General features: G+C 71.4%; 14 protein-coding genes. 11 read left to right on the forward strand and 3 right to left on the reverse strand.

Features of this window, described 5'->3' with window-relative positions; genetic code table 11:
• Nucleotides 1-23 precede the first annotated feature (23 nt).
• The 11 genes from rnc to ACTJKJ_RS01425 all read left to right on the forward strand — a co-directional run bounded on the left by rnc (nt 24) and on the right by ACTJKJ_RS01425 (nt 12,889).
• Complete coding sequence (gene rnc / locus ACTJKJ_RS01375) at nt 24-731, forward strand: ribonuclease III (RefSeq protein ID WP_091726622.1); 708 nt, start codon at nt 24-26, stop codon at nt 729-731.
• Between the two features lie 196 nt (nt 732-927).
• Nucleotides 928-1,932, forward strand: a complete 1,005-nt coding sequence (gene era / locus ACTJKJ_RS01380) for a GTPase Era (RefSeq protein ID WP_404935391.1) — start codon at nt 928-930, stop codon at nt 1,930-1,932.
• A 32-nt stretch (nt 1,933-1,964) separates the two neighbouring features.
• A complete protein-coding gene (gene recO / locus ACTJKJ_RS01385) occupies nt 1,965-2,741 on the forward strand; it encodes a DNA repair protein RecO (RefSeq protein WP_091726612.1) in 777 nt (258 codons plus the stop codon).
• Entirely contained in the window at nt 2,738-3,520 is a 783-nt protein-coding gene (locus tag ACTJKJ_RS01390) for a pyridoxine 5'-phosphate synthase (RefSeq protein ID WP_343603702.1), read from the forward strand. Before recO ends, ACTJKJ_RS01390 begins: the two co-directional genes overlap by 4 nt.
• Before the next feature lie 70 nt (nt 3,521-3,590).
• The gene (gene acpS / locus ACTJKJ_RS01395) at nt 3,591-3,986 is read left to right on the forward strand and encodes a holo-ACP synthase (RefSeq protein WP_091726604.1); all 396 of its coding nucleotides are present in this window, start codon (nt 3,591-3,593) and stop codon (nt 3,984-3,986) included.
• A gap of 90 nt (nt 3,987-4,076) precedes the next feature.
• Nucleotides 4,077-5,162, forward strand: coding sequence for a beta-N-acetylhexosaminidase (gene nagZ / locus ACTJKJ_RS01400; protein ID WP_343603699.1), 1,086 nt, complete (start codon nt 4,077-4,079; stop codon nt 5,160-5,162).
• A 91-nt stretch (nt 5,163-5,253) separates the two neighbouring features.
• Nucleotides 5,254-6,663, forward strand: a complete 1,410-nt coding sequence (locus ACTJKJ_RS01405) for an SWIM zinc finger family protein (RefSeq protein ID WP_343603697.1) — start codon at nt 5,254-5,256, stop codon at nt 6,661-6,663.
• A 262-nt stretch (nt 6,664-6,925) separates the two neighbouring features.
• Nucleotides 6,926-8,215 (forward strand): DUF5691 domain-containing protein, encoded by a 1,290-nt coding sequence (locus ACTJKJ_RS01410; RefSeq protein ID WP_440819361.1) that lies wholly within the window; start codon nt 6,926-6,928, stop codon nt 8,213-8,215.
• Nucleotides 8,212-9,318 carry an ATP-binding protein gene (locus ACTJKJ_RS01415; protein ID WP_343603694.1) on the forward strand — a complete coding sequence of 369 codons (1,107 nt, stop codon included), beginning with the start codon at nt 8,212-8,214 and terminating at the stop codon, nt 9,316-9,318. Before ACTJKJ_RS01410 ends, ACTJKJ_RS01415 begins: the two co-directional genes overlap by 4 nt.
• A gap of 20 nt (nt 9,319-9,338) precedes the next feature.
• Nucleotides 9,339-11,708, forward strand: a complete 2,370-nt coding sequence (locus ACTJKJ_RS01420) for a DUF5682 family protein (protein WP_440819362.1) — start codon at nt 9,339-9,341, stop codon at nt 11,706-11,708.
• Entirely contained in the window at nt 11,705-12,889 is a 1,185-nt protein-coding gene (locus ACTJKJ_RS01425) for a VWA domain-containing protein (protein WP_147241043.1), read from the forward strand. Before ACTJKJ_RS01420 ends, ACTJKJ_RS01425 begins: the two co-directional genes overlap by 4 nt.
• 30 nt (nt 12,890-12,919) lie before the next feature.
• Here the strand turns inward: ACTJKJ_RS01425 and ACTJKJ_RS01430 are convergent, their stop codons facing one another.
• The 3 genes from ACTJKJ_RS01430 to ACTJKJ_RS01440 form a co-directional block, all read right to left on the reverse strand.
• Entirely contained in the window at nt 12,920-13,555 is a 636-nt protein-coding gene (locus ACTJKJ_RS01430; RefSeq protein WP_147241042.1) for a DJ-1/PfpI family protein, read from the reverse strand.
• Nucleotides 13,556-13,621: 66 nt separating this feature from the next.
• A complete protein-coding gene (locus ACTJKJ_RS01435; protein ID WP_343603687.1) occupies nt 13,622-14,125 on the reverse strand; it encodes a GNAT family N-acetyltransferase in 504 nt (167 codons plus the stop codon).
• A 37-nt stretch (nt 14,126-14,162) separates the two neighbouring features.
• Nucleotides 14,163-14,966, reverse strand: a complete 804-nt coding sequence (locus ACTJKJ_RS01440; RefSeq protein WP_440819363.1) for a redoxin family protein — start codon at nt 14,964-14,966, stop codon at nt 14,163-14,165.
• Nucleotides 14,967-14,989 lie beyond the last annotated feature (23 nt).

The raw sequence follows: 14,989 nt of genomic DNA on the forward strand, positions 1-14,989 counted from the left end.
GCCCGCACGGCACAACCCCGCCCATGACTCCGCAAGCGCTCGACGCCCTCCAGCAACGCCTTGGCTACCGCTTCACGCAAGCGGGACTGCTGCAGCGCGCGTTGACGCACCGCAGCTTCGGCCAGCAGCACAACGAGCGCCTGGAATTCCTGGGCGACGCGGTGCTGAACCTGGCGGTGTCGGCGCTCTTGTACGAGCGTTTCGCCGGGTCGGATGAAGGCGACTTGACCCGCATCCGCGCGCACCTGGTGCGCGAGGACAGCCTGCATCGCCTGGCGCTGCAGCTGCAGATGCCGGAGGCGCTGCGGATGAGCGAGGGCGAGGCCCGCGGCGGTGGCGGCCAGCGGCCGTCCATCCTGGCCGACGCGCTGGAAGCGGTCATCGGCGCCGCCTTCCAGGACGGCGGCTACGAGGCCGCGCGCGAGATCGTCCGCCGCCTGCTGGGCGAGACGATCGCCGCCAGCGGCATCGACCAATGGGCCAAGGACGCGAAAACCGCGCTGCAGGAATGGCTGCAGGCCCGCAAGCTGGCGGTGCCGGCCTACCGCATCGTCGAGACGCGGGGCCAGGCGCATGCGCAGACCTTCACCGTCGAGTGCGAAGTGGCCGCGCTGACGCTGTCGCGCCGCGGCGAGGGCCGCTCGCGCCGGATCGCCGAGCAGGAGGCGGCCCGGCAGGTGCTCGATGAACTGCTGGCCGGCGACCGGCCCGGCACCGGCCTGCGCGACTGACGCGGAGCCCGCGATGAACGCACCGAGACCCCCGAGGACGCCGCCGACGGCGTCCTCGTCCGATTCCCTTTCTGTTTCCGAATCCGTTTCCGATTCGCCGCCCGAATCGACGTCCGAATCGCCGTCCGCCTCCCCGGCCGGCGCCCCCCTTCCCAAGGACCCCGCTCTGAACGCCCCGCACGCCCCCGACACCCCGCTGGACCCCAACGCCGCCGCCGCTCCCGAAGGCGGCGATGACCGGGACGAGGACCTCGATGAGGACCTCGACGACGACGGGTTGCCCGAGGTGCAGGGCGGCATCGGCGCGCCGCCGTACGAAGGCGACCAGCGCTGCGGCCTGATCGCGATCGTCGGCCGGCCCAACGTCGGCAAGTCCACGCTGCTGAACGCGCTGGTCGGGCAGAAGGTCTCGATCACCTCGAAGAAGGCGCAGACCACGCGCCACCGCATCACCGGCGTGCGCACCGTCGACGAGGCGCAGTTCGTCTTCGTCGACACCCCCGGCTTCCAGACCAAGCACAGCACCGCGCTGAACCGCAACCTGAACCGCACGGTGCAGGGCGTGCTGGCGGACGTGGACCTGGTGCTGTTCGTCGTCGAGGCCGGCCGCTTCGGCCTGGACGATGCCAAGGTGCTGTCGCTGCTGCCGCAGGACAAGCCGGTCGTGCTGATCGCCAACAAGCTGGACGCGGTGCATCGCCGCGCCGAGCTGATGCCCTGGCTCAAGAGCATGCAGGAGCGCCGGAACTTCAGCGAGTTCGTCCCGCTGTCGGCGAAGAAGGACTCGGACGTCCAGCGCCTGTTCCAGATCCTGAAGCCCTACCTCCCGAACCAGGAATGGTTCTACGAGGAGGACGCGCTGACCGACCGCAGCGAGAAATTCCTGGCCGCCGAGATGATCCGCGAGAAGCTCTTCCGCCTGACCGGCGACGAGCTGCCCTACGAGGCGACGGTGATCATCGACCGCTGGGAGGAAGAGGGCAACCTGCGCCGCATCGCCGCGACCATCGTGGTCGAGCGCGACGCCCAGAAGGGCATGGTCATCGGCCAGGGCGGCGAGCGCCTCAAGCGCATCGGCTCCGAGGCCCGCCAGGAGCTCGAGACGCTGATGGATGCGCGCGTGTTCCTGGAGCTGTGGGTGAAGGTCCGCTCCGGCTGGGCCGACAGCGAAGAGCACCTCAGAAGCTACGGCTACGAGTGAGCGCGCCGCGCGCTCGCTGACGATCCGCGCCCATGGCCACCCGCGCGCCGAAGCCGCCCGCCACGCAGGCGGCTTTTGTCCTGCACCACTACGACTGGAGCGAGACCAGCCTGGTGCTGGACCTGTTCAGCCGCGAGCACGGCCGGCTGGCGGTCGTCGCCAAGGGCGCCAAGCGGCCCTATTCGCAGCTGAGATCGGTGCTGCTGCCCTTCCTGCGCCTGCAGGTGACGCTGTCCAAGCCCTCGAAGATGAACGAGGACGGCGCGGCCGAGGTGCAGTCGTTGCGCGGCGCCGAGTGGGTCGGCGGACAGACGCTGCCCAGCGGTGCGGCGCTGTTCAGCGGCTACTACGTCAACGAGCTGCTGCTGAAATTCCTGCCGCGGCAGGATCCGCAGCCGGGGCTGTTCGACGCCTACGCGGCGCTGCTGCCGCGCCTGGCCTCGGTGGACGATGCGCAGGCGGCGCTGCGCGCCTTCGAGCTGACGCTGCTGGCCACCTGCGGCCTGCTGCCCGACCTGAGCGTGCTGGCCACGACGCAGGCGCCGCTCGATCCGGAGCGTCCCTACATGCTGGCGCCGGAGTCCGGCGTGATCGTGCCCACGCATGACGCGCCGCAGCTCACCGGCATGGCCTTCATCCAGATCCAGGCGGCGCTGCTGCATGGCAGCCAGGCGGCGCTGCAGCAGGCCTGCGAACTCGCCGGACCGACCCTGAAGCCGCTGCTGCGCGGCCTGCTTCACTATCATCTGGGCCATCGTCCTCTGCGGACGCGGCAGGTGCTGCTCGACGTCCAGAAGCTGCTCACATGAATCCGCTGATCGCTCCCGAATCCGGTCGCCATGACGCGCGTTGCGCGCTCTCGGTCAACGTCAACAAGGTCGCGCTGCTGCGCAACACGCGGCACCTGGGCATCCCCAGCGTGACGCGCGCGGCGCAGCGGTGCCTGGAGGCCGGTGCGCAGGGCATCACGGTGCATCCGCGGCCCGACGAGCGCCACATCCGCGCGCACGACGTGCGCGAGCTGGCCGCGCTGATGAAAGCCTGGCCGCAGGCCGAATACAACATCGAGGGCAACCCGACGCAGAACCTGATGGACTTCATCCGCGAAGTCCGTCCGCACCAGGCGACCTTCGTTCCCGACAGCGAGGACCAGTTCACCTCCGACCACGGCTGGAACCTGCCGGCCGATGCCGAGCGGCTGCGTCCGATGATCGCGGAATGCCGGTCGCTGGGCGTGCGGGTGAGCCTGTTCATGGACCCGCTGCCCGAAGCGATGGCCCATGTGGCGGCGCTGGGCGCGGAGCGCATCGAGCTCTACACCGAGACCTGGGCGAGCGCCTTCGGCACGCCGCGCGAGGCGGAGGTCGCGGCTGGTTTCGCCGCCGCGGCGCGCGCGGCGCTGGCGCAGGGCCTGGGCATCAACGCGGGCCACGACCTGAACCGCGACAACCTGACGCGCTTCCTGCGCGAGGTGCCGGGCGTGGCGGAGGTCTCGATCGGCCACGCGCTGATCGCGGACGCGCTCGAGCTCGGTTATGCCGAGACGGTGCGGGACTACCAGCGCTGCATCCAGCGCGCCTACGTCTGATTGCATTTGCGCACGCAAGCACCACGCAGCGGGCACGAGACGCGCACCGGGCGCGCATGAAAGGGTCGCGATGATCTACGGCATCGGCACGGACGTCTGCGACATCCGGCGCATCCGCAGCACTTTCGAACGGCGCGGGGAGCGCTTCGCCGGGAAGGTGCTGGGCCCGCACGAGATCGAGGTGTTCCGCGAGCGGTATGCCAAGGTCCCGGCGCGGGGCATCGCCTACCTGGCGACGCGGTTCTCGGCGAAGGAGGCGTTCTCGAAGGCGATCGGGCTGGGCATGCGCATGCCGATGACCTGGCGCGCCTGCGAGATCGTCAAGGCGCGCAGCGGCAAGCCGGAGATCCGGCTGCACGACGGCCTGGCCGAGTGGTTCGAGGCCAAGGGCCTGAGAGCCCACGTCAGCGTCAGCGACGAGACGGACTACGCCACCGCGTTCGTCGTCGTCGAGACGCGGGACTGAGCCGCGCCGGCGACGCTGCCCTCGCGGCGGCAGCGGCGATCAGAAACCATGCGGGCGCAATGACGCCTGTTCAACGAGAGAGACAGATCAATGACCGATTCCCTGCATTCGCCGGTGATCCTCGACATCGCGGGCACGACGCTGACCACCGACGATCGTCGCCGGCTGGCGCATCCGCTGACCGGCGGGATGATCCTGTTCGCGCGTCACTTCGAGAGCCGCGCCCAGCTGACGGCGCTGTGTGCCGAGGCCAAGTCGCTGCGGCCGGACCTGCTGATCGCCGTCGACCAGGAAGGCGGCCGCGTGCAGCGCTTCCGCACCGATGGCTTCACGGCCTTGCCGGCGATGCGCACGCTCGGCGAGCTGTGGATGGACGACGCGATGCGCGCCGTGCAGGCCGCGACGGCCACCGGCCTGGTGCTGGCGCTGGAGCTGCGGGCCTGCGGCGTCGACATGAGCTTCACGCCGGTGCTCGACCTGGACCACCAGGACGCCTCGCGGCAGTCGGTGAGCCCGGTGATCGGCTCGCGCAGCTTCCACGCCGATCCGCGGGTGGTGAGCCTGCTGGCGCAGAGCCTGATGCAGGGCCTGGCGCTGGCCGGCATGGGCAGCTGCGGCAAGCACTTCCCGGGGCACGGCGCGGTGAGCGTCGATTCGCATGTGGGCGTGCCGGTGGACACGCGCTCGCTGAGGACCATCCTGGCGGAGGACGTGCGGCCCTTCGAGTGGCTGAGCCTGAGCCTGTCGGCGGTGATGCCGGCGCACGTGATCTACCGCAAGGTGGACAGCCGGCCGGCGGGCTTCAGCCGCCGCTGGCTGCAGGACATCCTGCGCGACCGGCTGGGCTTCGCCGGCGCGGTGTTCAGCGACGACCTGGGCATGGCGGCGGCGCGCGTCATCGAAGGCCGGCCGGTCGGGTACACCGAGGCCGCACTGGCGGCGCTGGACGCGGGCTGCGACCTGGTGCTGCTGTGCAACCAGAGCCTGGAGCAGGGCGGCCGCGCGATCGATGAACTGCTGGACGGCCTGACCGTGGCGCAGTCGACCGGGGCCTGGATGCCGGCGATCGACAGCGAGGCGCGCCGCGCGGCGCTGGTGCCGCAGTCCGCGCCGCTGACCTGGGATGAGCTGATGCTCGCGCCGAGGTATCTGGAGGCGTTGGCACGGCTGCCGTGAGGCAGTGCGGCCTTGGGGCCTTGGGGCCGCGACGGCCAGCTAGACTCCGCCCCAACTGACCGGACAACGATCAATCAGGGAGCGGGCCAGCATGACGCTGACCATGGAGGGAGTGCTGGCGCTGGCGCCGGACGAGGCATCGGCGAAGGCCGCGCGCGGGCTCACTTCGCCGGCCAAGTGGCCCTTGCTCGGCGCCGATGACGCCGCCGTCTGGGGCGAGTGCCAGGGCAGCGGCTCCAAGCCGTACCAGACGCAGGTCGACCTGAGCGGTCCCGCCTTCCGCTGCTCCTGCCCCAGCCGCAAGTTCCCCTGCAAGCATGGCCTCGCGCTGTTGATGCTGCGCGCGCAGGACGCGTCGAAGTTCAGCGGCGGCGAGCCGCCCGCCTGGGTCGCCGAATGGCTGGCCTCGCGTGGCGAGCGGGCGCAGAAGAAGGAAGAGCGCGACCAGAAGGCCGCCGACCGCGCCGCCGAGCGCGCGGTCCAGCTCGCCGACGGCGTCGATCCCGCGCAGGCCGCCTCCGCGCTTGCCGATCCGGAGGGCGCGACGAAGCGCGAGGCGCAGCGCTGGCGTCGCATTGAAGAGGCCGCCGGCGAACTGCAACGCTGGCTCGGCGATCAGATCGGCCGCGGCCTCGGCGCGCTCGACGACGCCGCGATCCGCGGCTGGCGCACGATGGCCGCCCGCATGGTCGACGCGCAGGCGCCCGGGCTCGGGCAGCGGCTCACCGCAGCCGCCGATGGCTGGCGCGCCGGCGCGGACTGGCCCGAGCGCATGCTGGCGCGCCTGGGCCTGCTGCAGCTGGCCTGCGACGCCATCGGCCGGCGCGAGGCGCTGCCCGCCGCCGTCCAGGCGGATCTGCGAACGCTCTGCGGCTGGCCGCTCGATCAGGCGGAGGTGCTCGCCACGGGCGAGCGCCTGAGCGATCGCTGGACCGTCATCGGCGTCATCGTCGAGGAACGCGATGCGCGCCTCAACGAACGCCGCGTCTGGCTGCAGGGCGAGCGCTCCAGCCGCCGCGCCTGGCTGCTCGACCACACGCATGGCGGGCGCGGTTTCGAGGGACTGTGGCTGCCGGGTTCCAGCAAGGACCTCACGCTGGTCTTCTATCCTGGCGGCGCGCCGCTGCGCGCGCTGGTCGCCGACGAGACGCCATCGACGGAGTCGGCCTCCACCGAAGGCGCCGCGGGCGTGACCCCGCAGGCCTGGAGCGCCGAATGGGAGCGCGTCGCGCAGCGCATCGCCGCGCATCCGTTCGCGTCGCTGCATCCGGTGGTGCTTTCGAACGCGACGCCTGTCGCCTCCGATGCCGGGCCGCATCTGACTGCCGAGGGCCGCGCCGTGCCGCTGCGCCTGGGCGATGAGGACTGGTGGTCGCTGATGGCGGTCTCCGGCGCGCATCCGCTCGACGTCATGGGCGAATGGGACGGCGTGCGCCTGAGCCCCTTGACCGCATGGGCCGCCGGATCGGCGCGGCCCCTTTGGACGCGGAGCGCCGCATGAGCGCCTGGACGCCGCTGCTGCCGATCGCGATGGTCGGCACCGAACGCCAGCCCGGACCGCTGCCCGAATGGTCCGGCGAGATCGGCCAGCTCGCGTCGCAAGCCGCGCTGGCCGTGGACGGTCCGTCGAATCAGGTGCTGCGCGCGATGGCCGTCATCGCGGCCTGCGAGGCCGCCGGCCTGCAGGACCGCGCCTGGACCGCCGCGCCGCCGGAACCGGCNGGCCGGCGGTCCCCGACGGGCAGGGCGGACATCTGCGATCGTTGCTGCGCTGGGCGCTGAACGAAGCGCCGACCCGGCTCCAACAGCAGCTCTTCGCGGACCTGGCCGCCGCCGGGCTGCGCCTGCCCGAGACGCTCCTGCCGCAGGCGCTCGAACTCGGCCGGCGCTCGGTGGCGCTGCGGGCGCCGCTGCTGCCGGTGCTCGGCGAACGCGGCCTGTGGCTCGCCCGCCAACGCGAGGAGTGGCGCTATGCGGCCGGTGTCGGCGGCGAGACCCTTGACGACTCGCAGTGGACCGAGGGCACGCTCGAGCAGCGCCGCGCCTTCCTTGCCCGCGAGCGCGCGGCTGATGCCGCCGCCGGCCGCGCCCGGCTTGAAGCCGCCTTGGCCGAACTGCCCGCGAAGGAGCGCGCCGATCTCGCATCGCAACTGGCCACCGGCCTTTCCCTCGACGACGAAGCGCTGCTCGACCGCCTGCGCGCCGATCGCAGCCGCGAGGTGCGCGACGTCGCGCTCGGCCTGCTGCTGCGGCTGCCCGGCGCGGCGCATCCGCGTCGAGCCATCGATCGCCTCGCGCCGCTGCTGCGCAGCGAGCGTGTGCTGCTGCGCCAGCACTGGGTCATCGACGCGCCGGCCGCTGCCGGCAGCGATTGGGCCGCCGATCAACTCATCGCCGAGCGCCCCCAGGCGGAGAAGCTCGGCGAGCGCGGCTGGTGGCTGTTCCAGCTGGTGCGTCAGGTGCCGCTGGCCTGGTGGACCGAAACGACCGGCATGACGCCCGCCGAGCTGCTCGGCTGGGCGCGCAAGACCGACTGGGCCGAGGCGCTGCAGCGCGGCTGGTTCGACGTGCTCGGCGCCACGCGCGAAATCGACTGGTGCGAGGCCTTCCTCGACCACGCCTTCGGCGACCTCGGCGCCGGCATCGAGTCGCACCGCGCGGCGCAGGTGCTGGGCTGGCTGCCGCAGGCCCGCCGCGAGCGCTACTGGCTGCGTCACCTGCAGCAAGGCACGCTGCCCTTGTCCGCGCTGATCGCGGCGGCAAGCGGTGGCGAGACGCTGGGCCCGCTGCTGTCGCAGGCGCTGACCGAGCAACTGCTCACGCGCGCCCGCGCCGGCACGCTCAAGGACGACTACACCGTGCGCGCGATGCTGGCCGACTTCGGCGCCGTCGTGCATCCCGACTGCCTGTCCGCCTACGGCTCGATCGCGGACCAGCGCGCGGCCGGCGAGACCGCGGCCTATGCGGACATGCTGCAGGCCGTCGCGCAGACGGCCGCGCTGCGCCGCGCCCTGATCGCTCTTCAACCGGATCCGACCCCGAGGACCCCATGACGACCACGCCCGACACTTCCGCCGCCTCGCAGGTCCTGCGCCGCCACGCGGAGCACCAGTACGCCGAGGAACTGGCCGAGCTCAAGCGCCAGGACACGCGCCCGCGTCCCGAGAACTGGGCGATGTCGCCCTGGGCGGTGCTGCGTTACCTGATGGGCGGCACGCTGGAGAACGGCTTCGAGGTCAGCGCCAAGTACATCGGCGACGAGCGCCTGATGGAGATCGCCGTCGCGACGCTCGCCACCGATCGCGCGCTGCTGCTCTATGGCGTGCCGGGCACGGCGAAGTCGTGGGTCTCGGAGCACCTGTCGGCGGCCGTCAGCGGCGACTCGACGCTGCTGATCCAGGGCACCGCCGGCACCGGCGAGGAACAGCTGCGCTACGGCTGGAACTACGCGCAGCTGCTGGCCAACGGCCCGAGCGAGGCGGCGCTGGTGGCGAGTCCGCTGATGAAGGCGATGCGGGCCGGCAAGATCGCGCGCATCGAGGAGCTGACGCGCATCCCGGCCGACGTGCAGGACAGCCTGATCACGGTGCTGTCGGAGAAGACGCTGCCGATTCCGGAGCTCGGCGGCGAGGTGCAGGCCACGCGCGGCTTCAGCGTGATCGCCACGGCCAACAATCGCGACAAGGGCGTGAACGAGCTGTCGGCCGCGCTCAAGCGGCGCTTCAACACGGTGGTGCTGCCGGTGCCGGCGAGCGAGGACGCGGAGGTGTCCATCGTCGTCAAGCGCGTCGCGGAGCTGGGCGCCGCGCTGCAGCTGCCGGCCGAGCCGCCGGCGCTGAAGGAAGTGCGCCGCATCGTGCAGATCTTCCGCGAGCTGCGCAACGGCCGCACCGAGGACGGCAAGACGCAGCTGAAGTCGCCCAGCGGCACGTTGTCGACGGCGGAGGCGATCTCGGTGATCAACAGCGGCATGGCGCTGGCGGGCCACTTCGGCGACGGCGTGATGCGTCCGCGCGATGTGGCCTCGGGCCTGCTCGGCGCGATCGTCAAGGACCCGGTGCAGGACCAGGTGGTGTGGACCGAGTACCTCGAGACCGTCGTCAAGGAACGCGCCGACTGGAAGGACCTGTATCGCGCCTGCCGCGAGCAGTCCTGAGCGCGAAACCGCGAGAGGCCATGAGCGATCCGGTCCATTACTTCGGTGTCCGGCACCACGGGCCCGGCTGCGCGCGCAGCCTGCTGGCCGCGTTCGAGGCATTGAAGCCGGACTGCGTGCTGATCGAGGGACCGCCCGAGGCGGATGGCCTCGTCGCGGCGGTGCTCGAGGCCGACATGACGCCGCCGGTGGCGCTGCTCACGCATGGCGTCGAGGACGCGAGCCGCGCGGTGTACCACCCGTTCGCGAGCTTCTCGCCCGAATGGCAGGCCCTGCGCTGGGCAGCCGGGGCCGGCGTGCCGGCGCGGTTCATCGACCTGCCGGTGGGCGTGTCGCTGGCGCTCGAGCAGGCGGGTCAGCTGAATTCGGAAGACGACAAGCCGGACGGGAACGAGCCGGATGCCGAGCAAGCGGGGGCACAGCAAGTCGGAGCACAACAAGCGGGGGATCAGCAGGCGCAGCCCGTCTCCGCCGATGCGCCCGATCCCGTGCCCTCGCGCCGTGGCGATCCGCTGGACTGGTTCGCGCGCGCGGCGGGCTACGCCGATGGCGAGGCGTGGTGGAACCACATGGTCGAGGAGCGCGGCGACGGCGAGGATCTCTTCGCCGCGATCGGCGAGGCGATGGCCACGCTGCGCGCCGAATCCGGCGATGACGAGACGCTCGATCCGAAGACGCCGCGCGCACGCCGCGAGGTGCTGCGCGAGGCGCACATGCGGCAGTGCATCCGCGCCGCGCGCAAGGAGGGCTTCGAGCGCATCGCGGTGGTCTGCGGCGCGTGGCACCTCGGCGGCCTGCAGGCGGACATCACGATGAAGGCGGACCAGGCGCTGCTCAAGGGCCTGCCCAAGCTGAAGGTCAGCAGCACCTGGGTGCCATGGACCTATCGCCACCTGGCGCGTGAGAGCGGCTACGGCGCCGGCATCCACTCGCCGGGCTGGTACGAGCATCTGTGGCAGAGCGGCCTCGATGGCGAGCGGCGGCCGCGCGCGATCGGCTGGCTGGCGCGCGTCGCGCGGCTGATGCGCGAGCGCGACCTGGACTGCTCTTCCGCCCACCTGATCGAGGCCAGCCGGCTGGCCGACACGCTGGCCGCGCTGCGTCAGCGTCCGGCGCCGGGCCTGGACGAGTTGCACGAGGCCACGCGCGCCGTGATGACGCTGGGCGACGAGGCCGTGCTCGGCTTCATCCGCGACGAACTGGTCATCGGCGACCGACTCGGCCAGGTGCCGGCCGGCGTGCCGACGGTGCCGCTGCAGCGGGATCTCGAGCAGATGCAGAAGTCGCTGCGGATGAAGCCCGAGGCGACGCAGAAGACGCTGGACCTGGACCTGCGTCAGCCCAACGACCTGGCGCGCAGCCATCTGCTGCACCGGCTGCGGCTGATCGATCTGCCGTGGGGCGAGATCGCGCGCACGGGCAAGTCCTCGCGCGGCACCTTCCACGAGCTGTGGTCGCTGCAATGGCAGCCGGAATTCGCGCTGCGCCTGATCGAGGCCAGCCGCTGGGGCCAGTCGGTCGCGCAGGCGGCGACCGCGGCGGTGGCCGAGCGCTGCGGCGGCGAACGCACGCTGGGCGCGCTGGCCGAGCTGGTGGACCGCGTGCTGCTGGCCGATCTGCCGCAGGCGGTGATCGTCGCGTCGCGCGCGTTGCAGGATCACGCCGCGGTGACCGGGGATGCCGATCAGCTGCTGGCGGCACTGCCGCCGCTCGCCAATGTCTTCCGCTACGGCAACGTGCGGCAGACCGACGCGGCGATGGTGGGTCATGTCTTCGACGGTCTGGTCACGCGGGCGGCGATCAGCCTGCCGCTGGCGGGCGATTCGCTCGACGACGCGGCGGCCGCGCAGTGCCGCGATCGCGTGCTGGGCGCGCAATCGGCGATCCGCCTGCGCGATCCAGGGCGGCAGACCGAGCCCTCCACGCAATGGCGAGCCGCGATCGCGCAACTCGCGGCGCGTGAAGGCGCGCATGCCTTGCTGCGGGGACTGTGTACGCGGCTGCTGCTGGACGACGGCCTGATCACGGCGGAGGACGCGGGGACGGCGATCTCGCTGCATCTGTCGCGCGCGGCCGAGCCGGGCAAGGCGGCGGCGTGGCTGGATGGCTTCCTCAACCGCAACGCGGTGGTGCTGCTGCATCACGATGGCGTCTGGCCTTTGGTCGATGCGTGGCTGAGCGGGCTCGACGAGGAGCACTTCATCCGCGTGCTGCCGCTGGTGCGGCGGACCTTCGCGCATTTCGACGCGGCCGAGCGCCGCGACCTGGGTCAGCGCGCGGCGCGCAAGGGCGGCGGCACGGCGATGGTCCCGGCGCGGGCGGAATGGGACGAGGCGCGCGCGGCATTGCCTCTGCCGCTGCTGCGCGCGATGTTGGGAGTGGACGCATGAGCGGCTCGGACGAGAGGAACGACGCGGATCGCCTGCGCCGCTGGCGGCTGGTGCTCGGCGGCGAGGCGCAGGACAGCTGCGGCGCGCTGAACGGCGACGCGGCGGAGATGGACCAGGCGCTGAGCGCGCTCTACGACGACCACGGCGGGCTGGGCGATGACCGGCGCGGGGGCCGGGGCAACTCCGCGCCGCGCGTGGCGCGCTGGCTGGGCGACATCCGCAAGTACTTCCCGAGCACGGTGGTGCAGGTGATGCAGAAGGACGCGCTGGAGCGTCTGAACCTGCGCGACATGCTGCTGCAGCCGGAGATGCTGCAGGGCGTGCAGCCGGACGTGCACCTGGTGGCCAACCTGATGGCGCTGTCGCGGGTGATTCCGGCGGGCACGAAGGAGACGGCGCGCCGCGTGGTGCGTCAGGTCGTCGACGAGTTGATGAAGCGCCTCGAGGAGCCGATGCGCGCGGCGGTGACGGGCGCCTTGGACCGCAGCCAGCGCAACCGCCGGCCGCGGCTGGCGGAGATCGACTGGCACCGCACCATCCGCGCCAACCTGCGGCATTGGCAGCCGACGCATCGCACGGTGATCCCGGAGACGCTGCATGGCTTCGGCCGCAAGGCGCGGCGGCCGCAGCGCGAGGTGGTGCTGTGCATCGACCAGAGCGGGTCGATGGCGAACTCGGTGGTGTACTCGAGCATCTTCGGCGCGGTGCTGGCCTCGCTGCCGGCGGTGAGCACGAAGCTGGTGGTCTTCGACACGGCGGTCGTCGACATGACCGAGCAGCTGGACGATCCGGTGGATCTGCTGTTCGGTGTCCAGCTCGGCGGCGGCACGGACATCAACGGCGCGGTGGCGTATTGCCAGTCGCTGATCCGCGAGCCGCGCAACACGATCTTCGTGCTGATTTCCGATCTCTACGAAGGCGGCGTGGAGCCGCAGTTGCTGCGCCGCGCGGCGTCGCTGGTCGAGAGCGGCGTGCAGTGCGTGGCGCTGCTGGCGCTCAGCGACGAAGGCGCGCCGGCCTATGACCGCGCGCTCGCGGCCAAGCTGGCGGCGCTGGGCGTGCCGTCGTTCGCGTGCACGCCGGATGCGTTCCCGGGCCTGATGGCCGCGGCGATCCGCCGGGACGACATCGGCGCCTGGGCGGCCGGGCAGGGGATCGTGACGGCGGCGAAGGGCGGTTGAAACGCGGTTGAAGCAACCGGGCCGCGACGCTCAGCGTCCTTCGCCCTGTGCCATCTTCGCGAACCAGGCCGACTGGCCGGTCTTGTTCAACTGGTACCAGGCCTCGAGCGTCTGGTGCTCGTAGACGTCGAGCGTCTCGAAGATGGCGCGCGCGAAGTCCAGCGCCGACATGCCGCCGGCGGTGATCAGCCCGCGGTCGATGACGACGGGTTCGTCGACGTAGCGGTCGCTGCCGGCGTATTCCGGCACGCCCTTCAGGTAGGCCAGCGCGTTGCTGGTGTGCTGGCGGTCGTCGAGCACGCCGAGCCGTGCCAGGCCCGCCGTGGCGCCGCAGATCGCGGCCACGCGCTTGCCGGCATCGAGGAACTCCTTGGCCTTCTTCGCTGCCTCCAGGTGCTCGCCCTTGTCCCAGCCGGCACCGCCGGGAAGGATCAGCAGCTCGCTGTCGTCGGGGAACAGCGTCGAGAGCCGGATGTCCGGCATTACCGAGAGACCGCCCATCGATCGCGCCAGGTTGGCGCCCGCGGCGGCGACGGTCTTCACCTGCCAGGTGCCTGGCGATTTCTGGAATTCCGGCGTGTTGATGCCGGCGACCGCATAAGCGGCCTCCCAGTCGGCGAAGCCCTCGAAGAGGTAGAGATGGACGGTGCGGGATGGAGCGTTCATGCCGCAGAGGCGGCAAGGTGCGTGCCCGCGGCCCTGTCTTCAGGGGAGATCAACCCGCGAGTTTCTTCACCGTGCAGCGAGTTGCTTGGCGAGGCGGACCATGGGCGTGTGCGTCAGCTCGTTGAGGGCGCGCTCCACTTGCATGAAGCCGTTGCGCGCGTAGAGCGCGATCAGCGGCGCGTTCGTCGACGAGGTCCAGGTGCAGCACTGGGGCAGGCCATGTCCTCGGAACCACGACTCGGCGCGCGCGAGCAGTTGCTGCGCGACGCCGAGCCGCCGCGCCTGCGGCACGACGTAGGTCGTGGAGACGAGGCCGAAGGGTGCGTCGTCCGCGTCCGCTTCAATCCGATAGATCGTGTGCCCGACGATCGCGCCGGCGGGATCCTCGGCGACGACGACTTCAGCGGCGCGCCCGTCCAGATGCCATCGCACGCGATCGCGCAGCCAGTCCATCGAGTACATGCCACCGCCAGCCTCCTCGCCTTCGACCTCGACGAGCGTCGCCCGCATGCGCTGCGCGATCAGGTCGATGGCGGCGGTGTCGTCGAGCGTGATGGTGCGGAGTTGCATGGTGTGGGATGCAGAGGGAGGCACGATGCCGACTCTCTCAGCGCAGCCGCGTCAGCATCGCCTGAAGGGCGGGCTCCGACAACTCGCCGGTGCGCTTGGCCACCAAGCGGCCGGACGCATCGAAGAGCAGCGTCGTCGGATAACCCGCCTGCTTGAATGTCGCGCTTGCCTGACGCCGTTCATCGATGGCGACGTTGTCCATCGTGAGGCGCTGAGCGCCCAGCCACTTCGCGACATGGGGCGCGTCCTCGCCCTGGTTGATGAACACGAAGCGCACGTCGGGGCGATCGCGCTGCGCCTGCGCGAGCATCGGCATCTCGCGCACGCAGGGCCCGCACCAGGTCGCCCACAGGTTGACCAGCACCGGCTTGCCGCCGTGCGCGGCGAGATCCAGGCGCTCCCCGTTCAACTGCGTGAACTGGAGCGCCGGCAGCGGCGCGGAAGCGGGCTGCAGCGCGAGCTGGATCTGCCCCGCGACGATCAGCGCCGCCCCGATCGACAGCGGCACCGTCGCCGGTACGCGCAAGGCCGGCGCGTTCCTCAACCGGTAGGTCGCGTACATCCACATCGCGATGATCCCGATCTCGGGCGACCAGCCGCCATCACGGAGGTTGAGGACGCTGAGCGGATGCTCGACGTAGAGCTCTTTGTATTGATAGAGGAAGCCCAGCCGCGCGAACAGCAATGCGACGAGCAGGCATCGCCAGAGCAGCGGCCCGACATCCAGCTGGCGCCGGCGGGCAAGCACCGTGGCTACGGCGCTCGAGACTGCGACCGCGATGCACAGATGGACGAAGGTCCACGGCAGGACCAAGGGGCCGATCGCGACGGCGTCGCTCATCGCGTCCCTCCGGGACATTGCGG

Source organism: Roseateles sp. 22389 (assembly GCF_052044995.1).
Lineage (GTDB): Bacteria > Pseudomonadota > Gammaproteobacteria > Burkholderiales > Burkholderiaceae_C > Roseateles.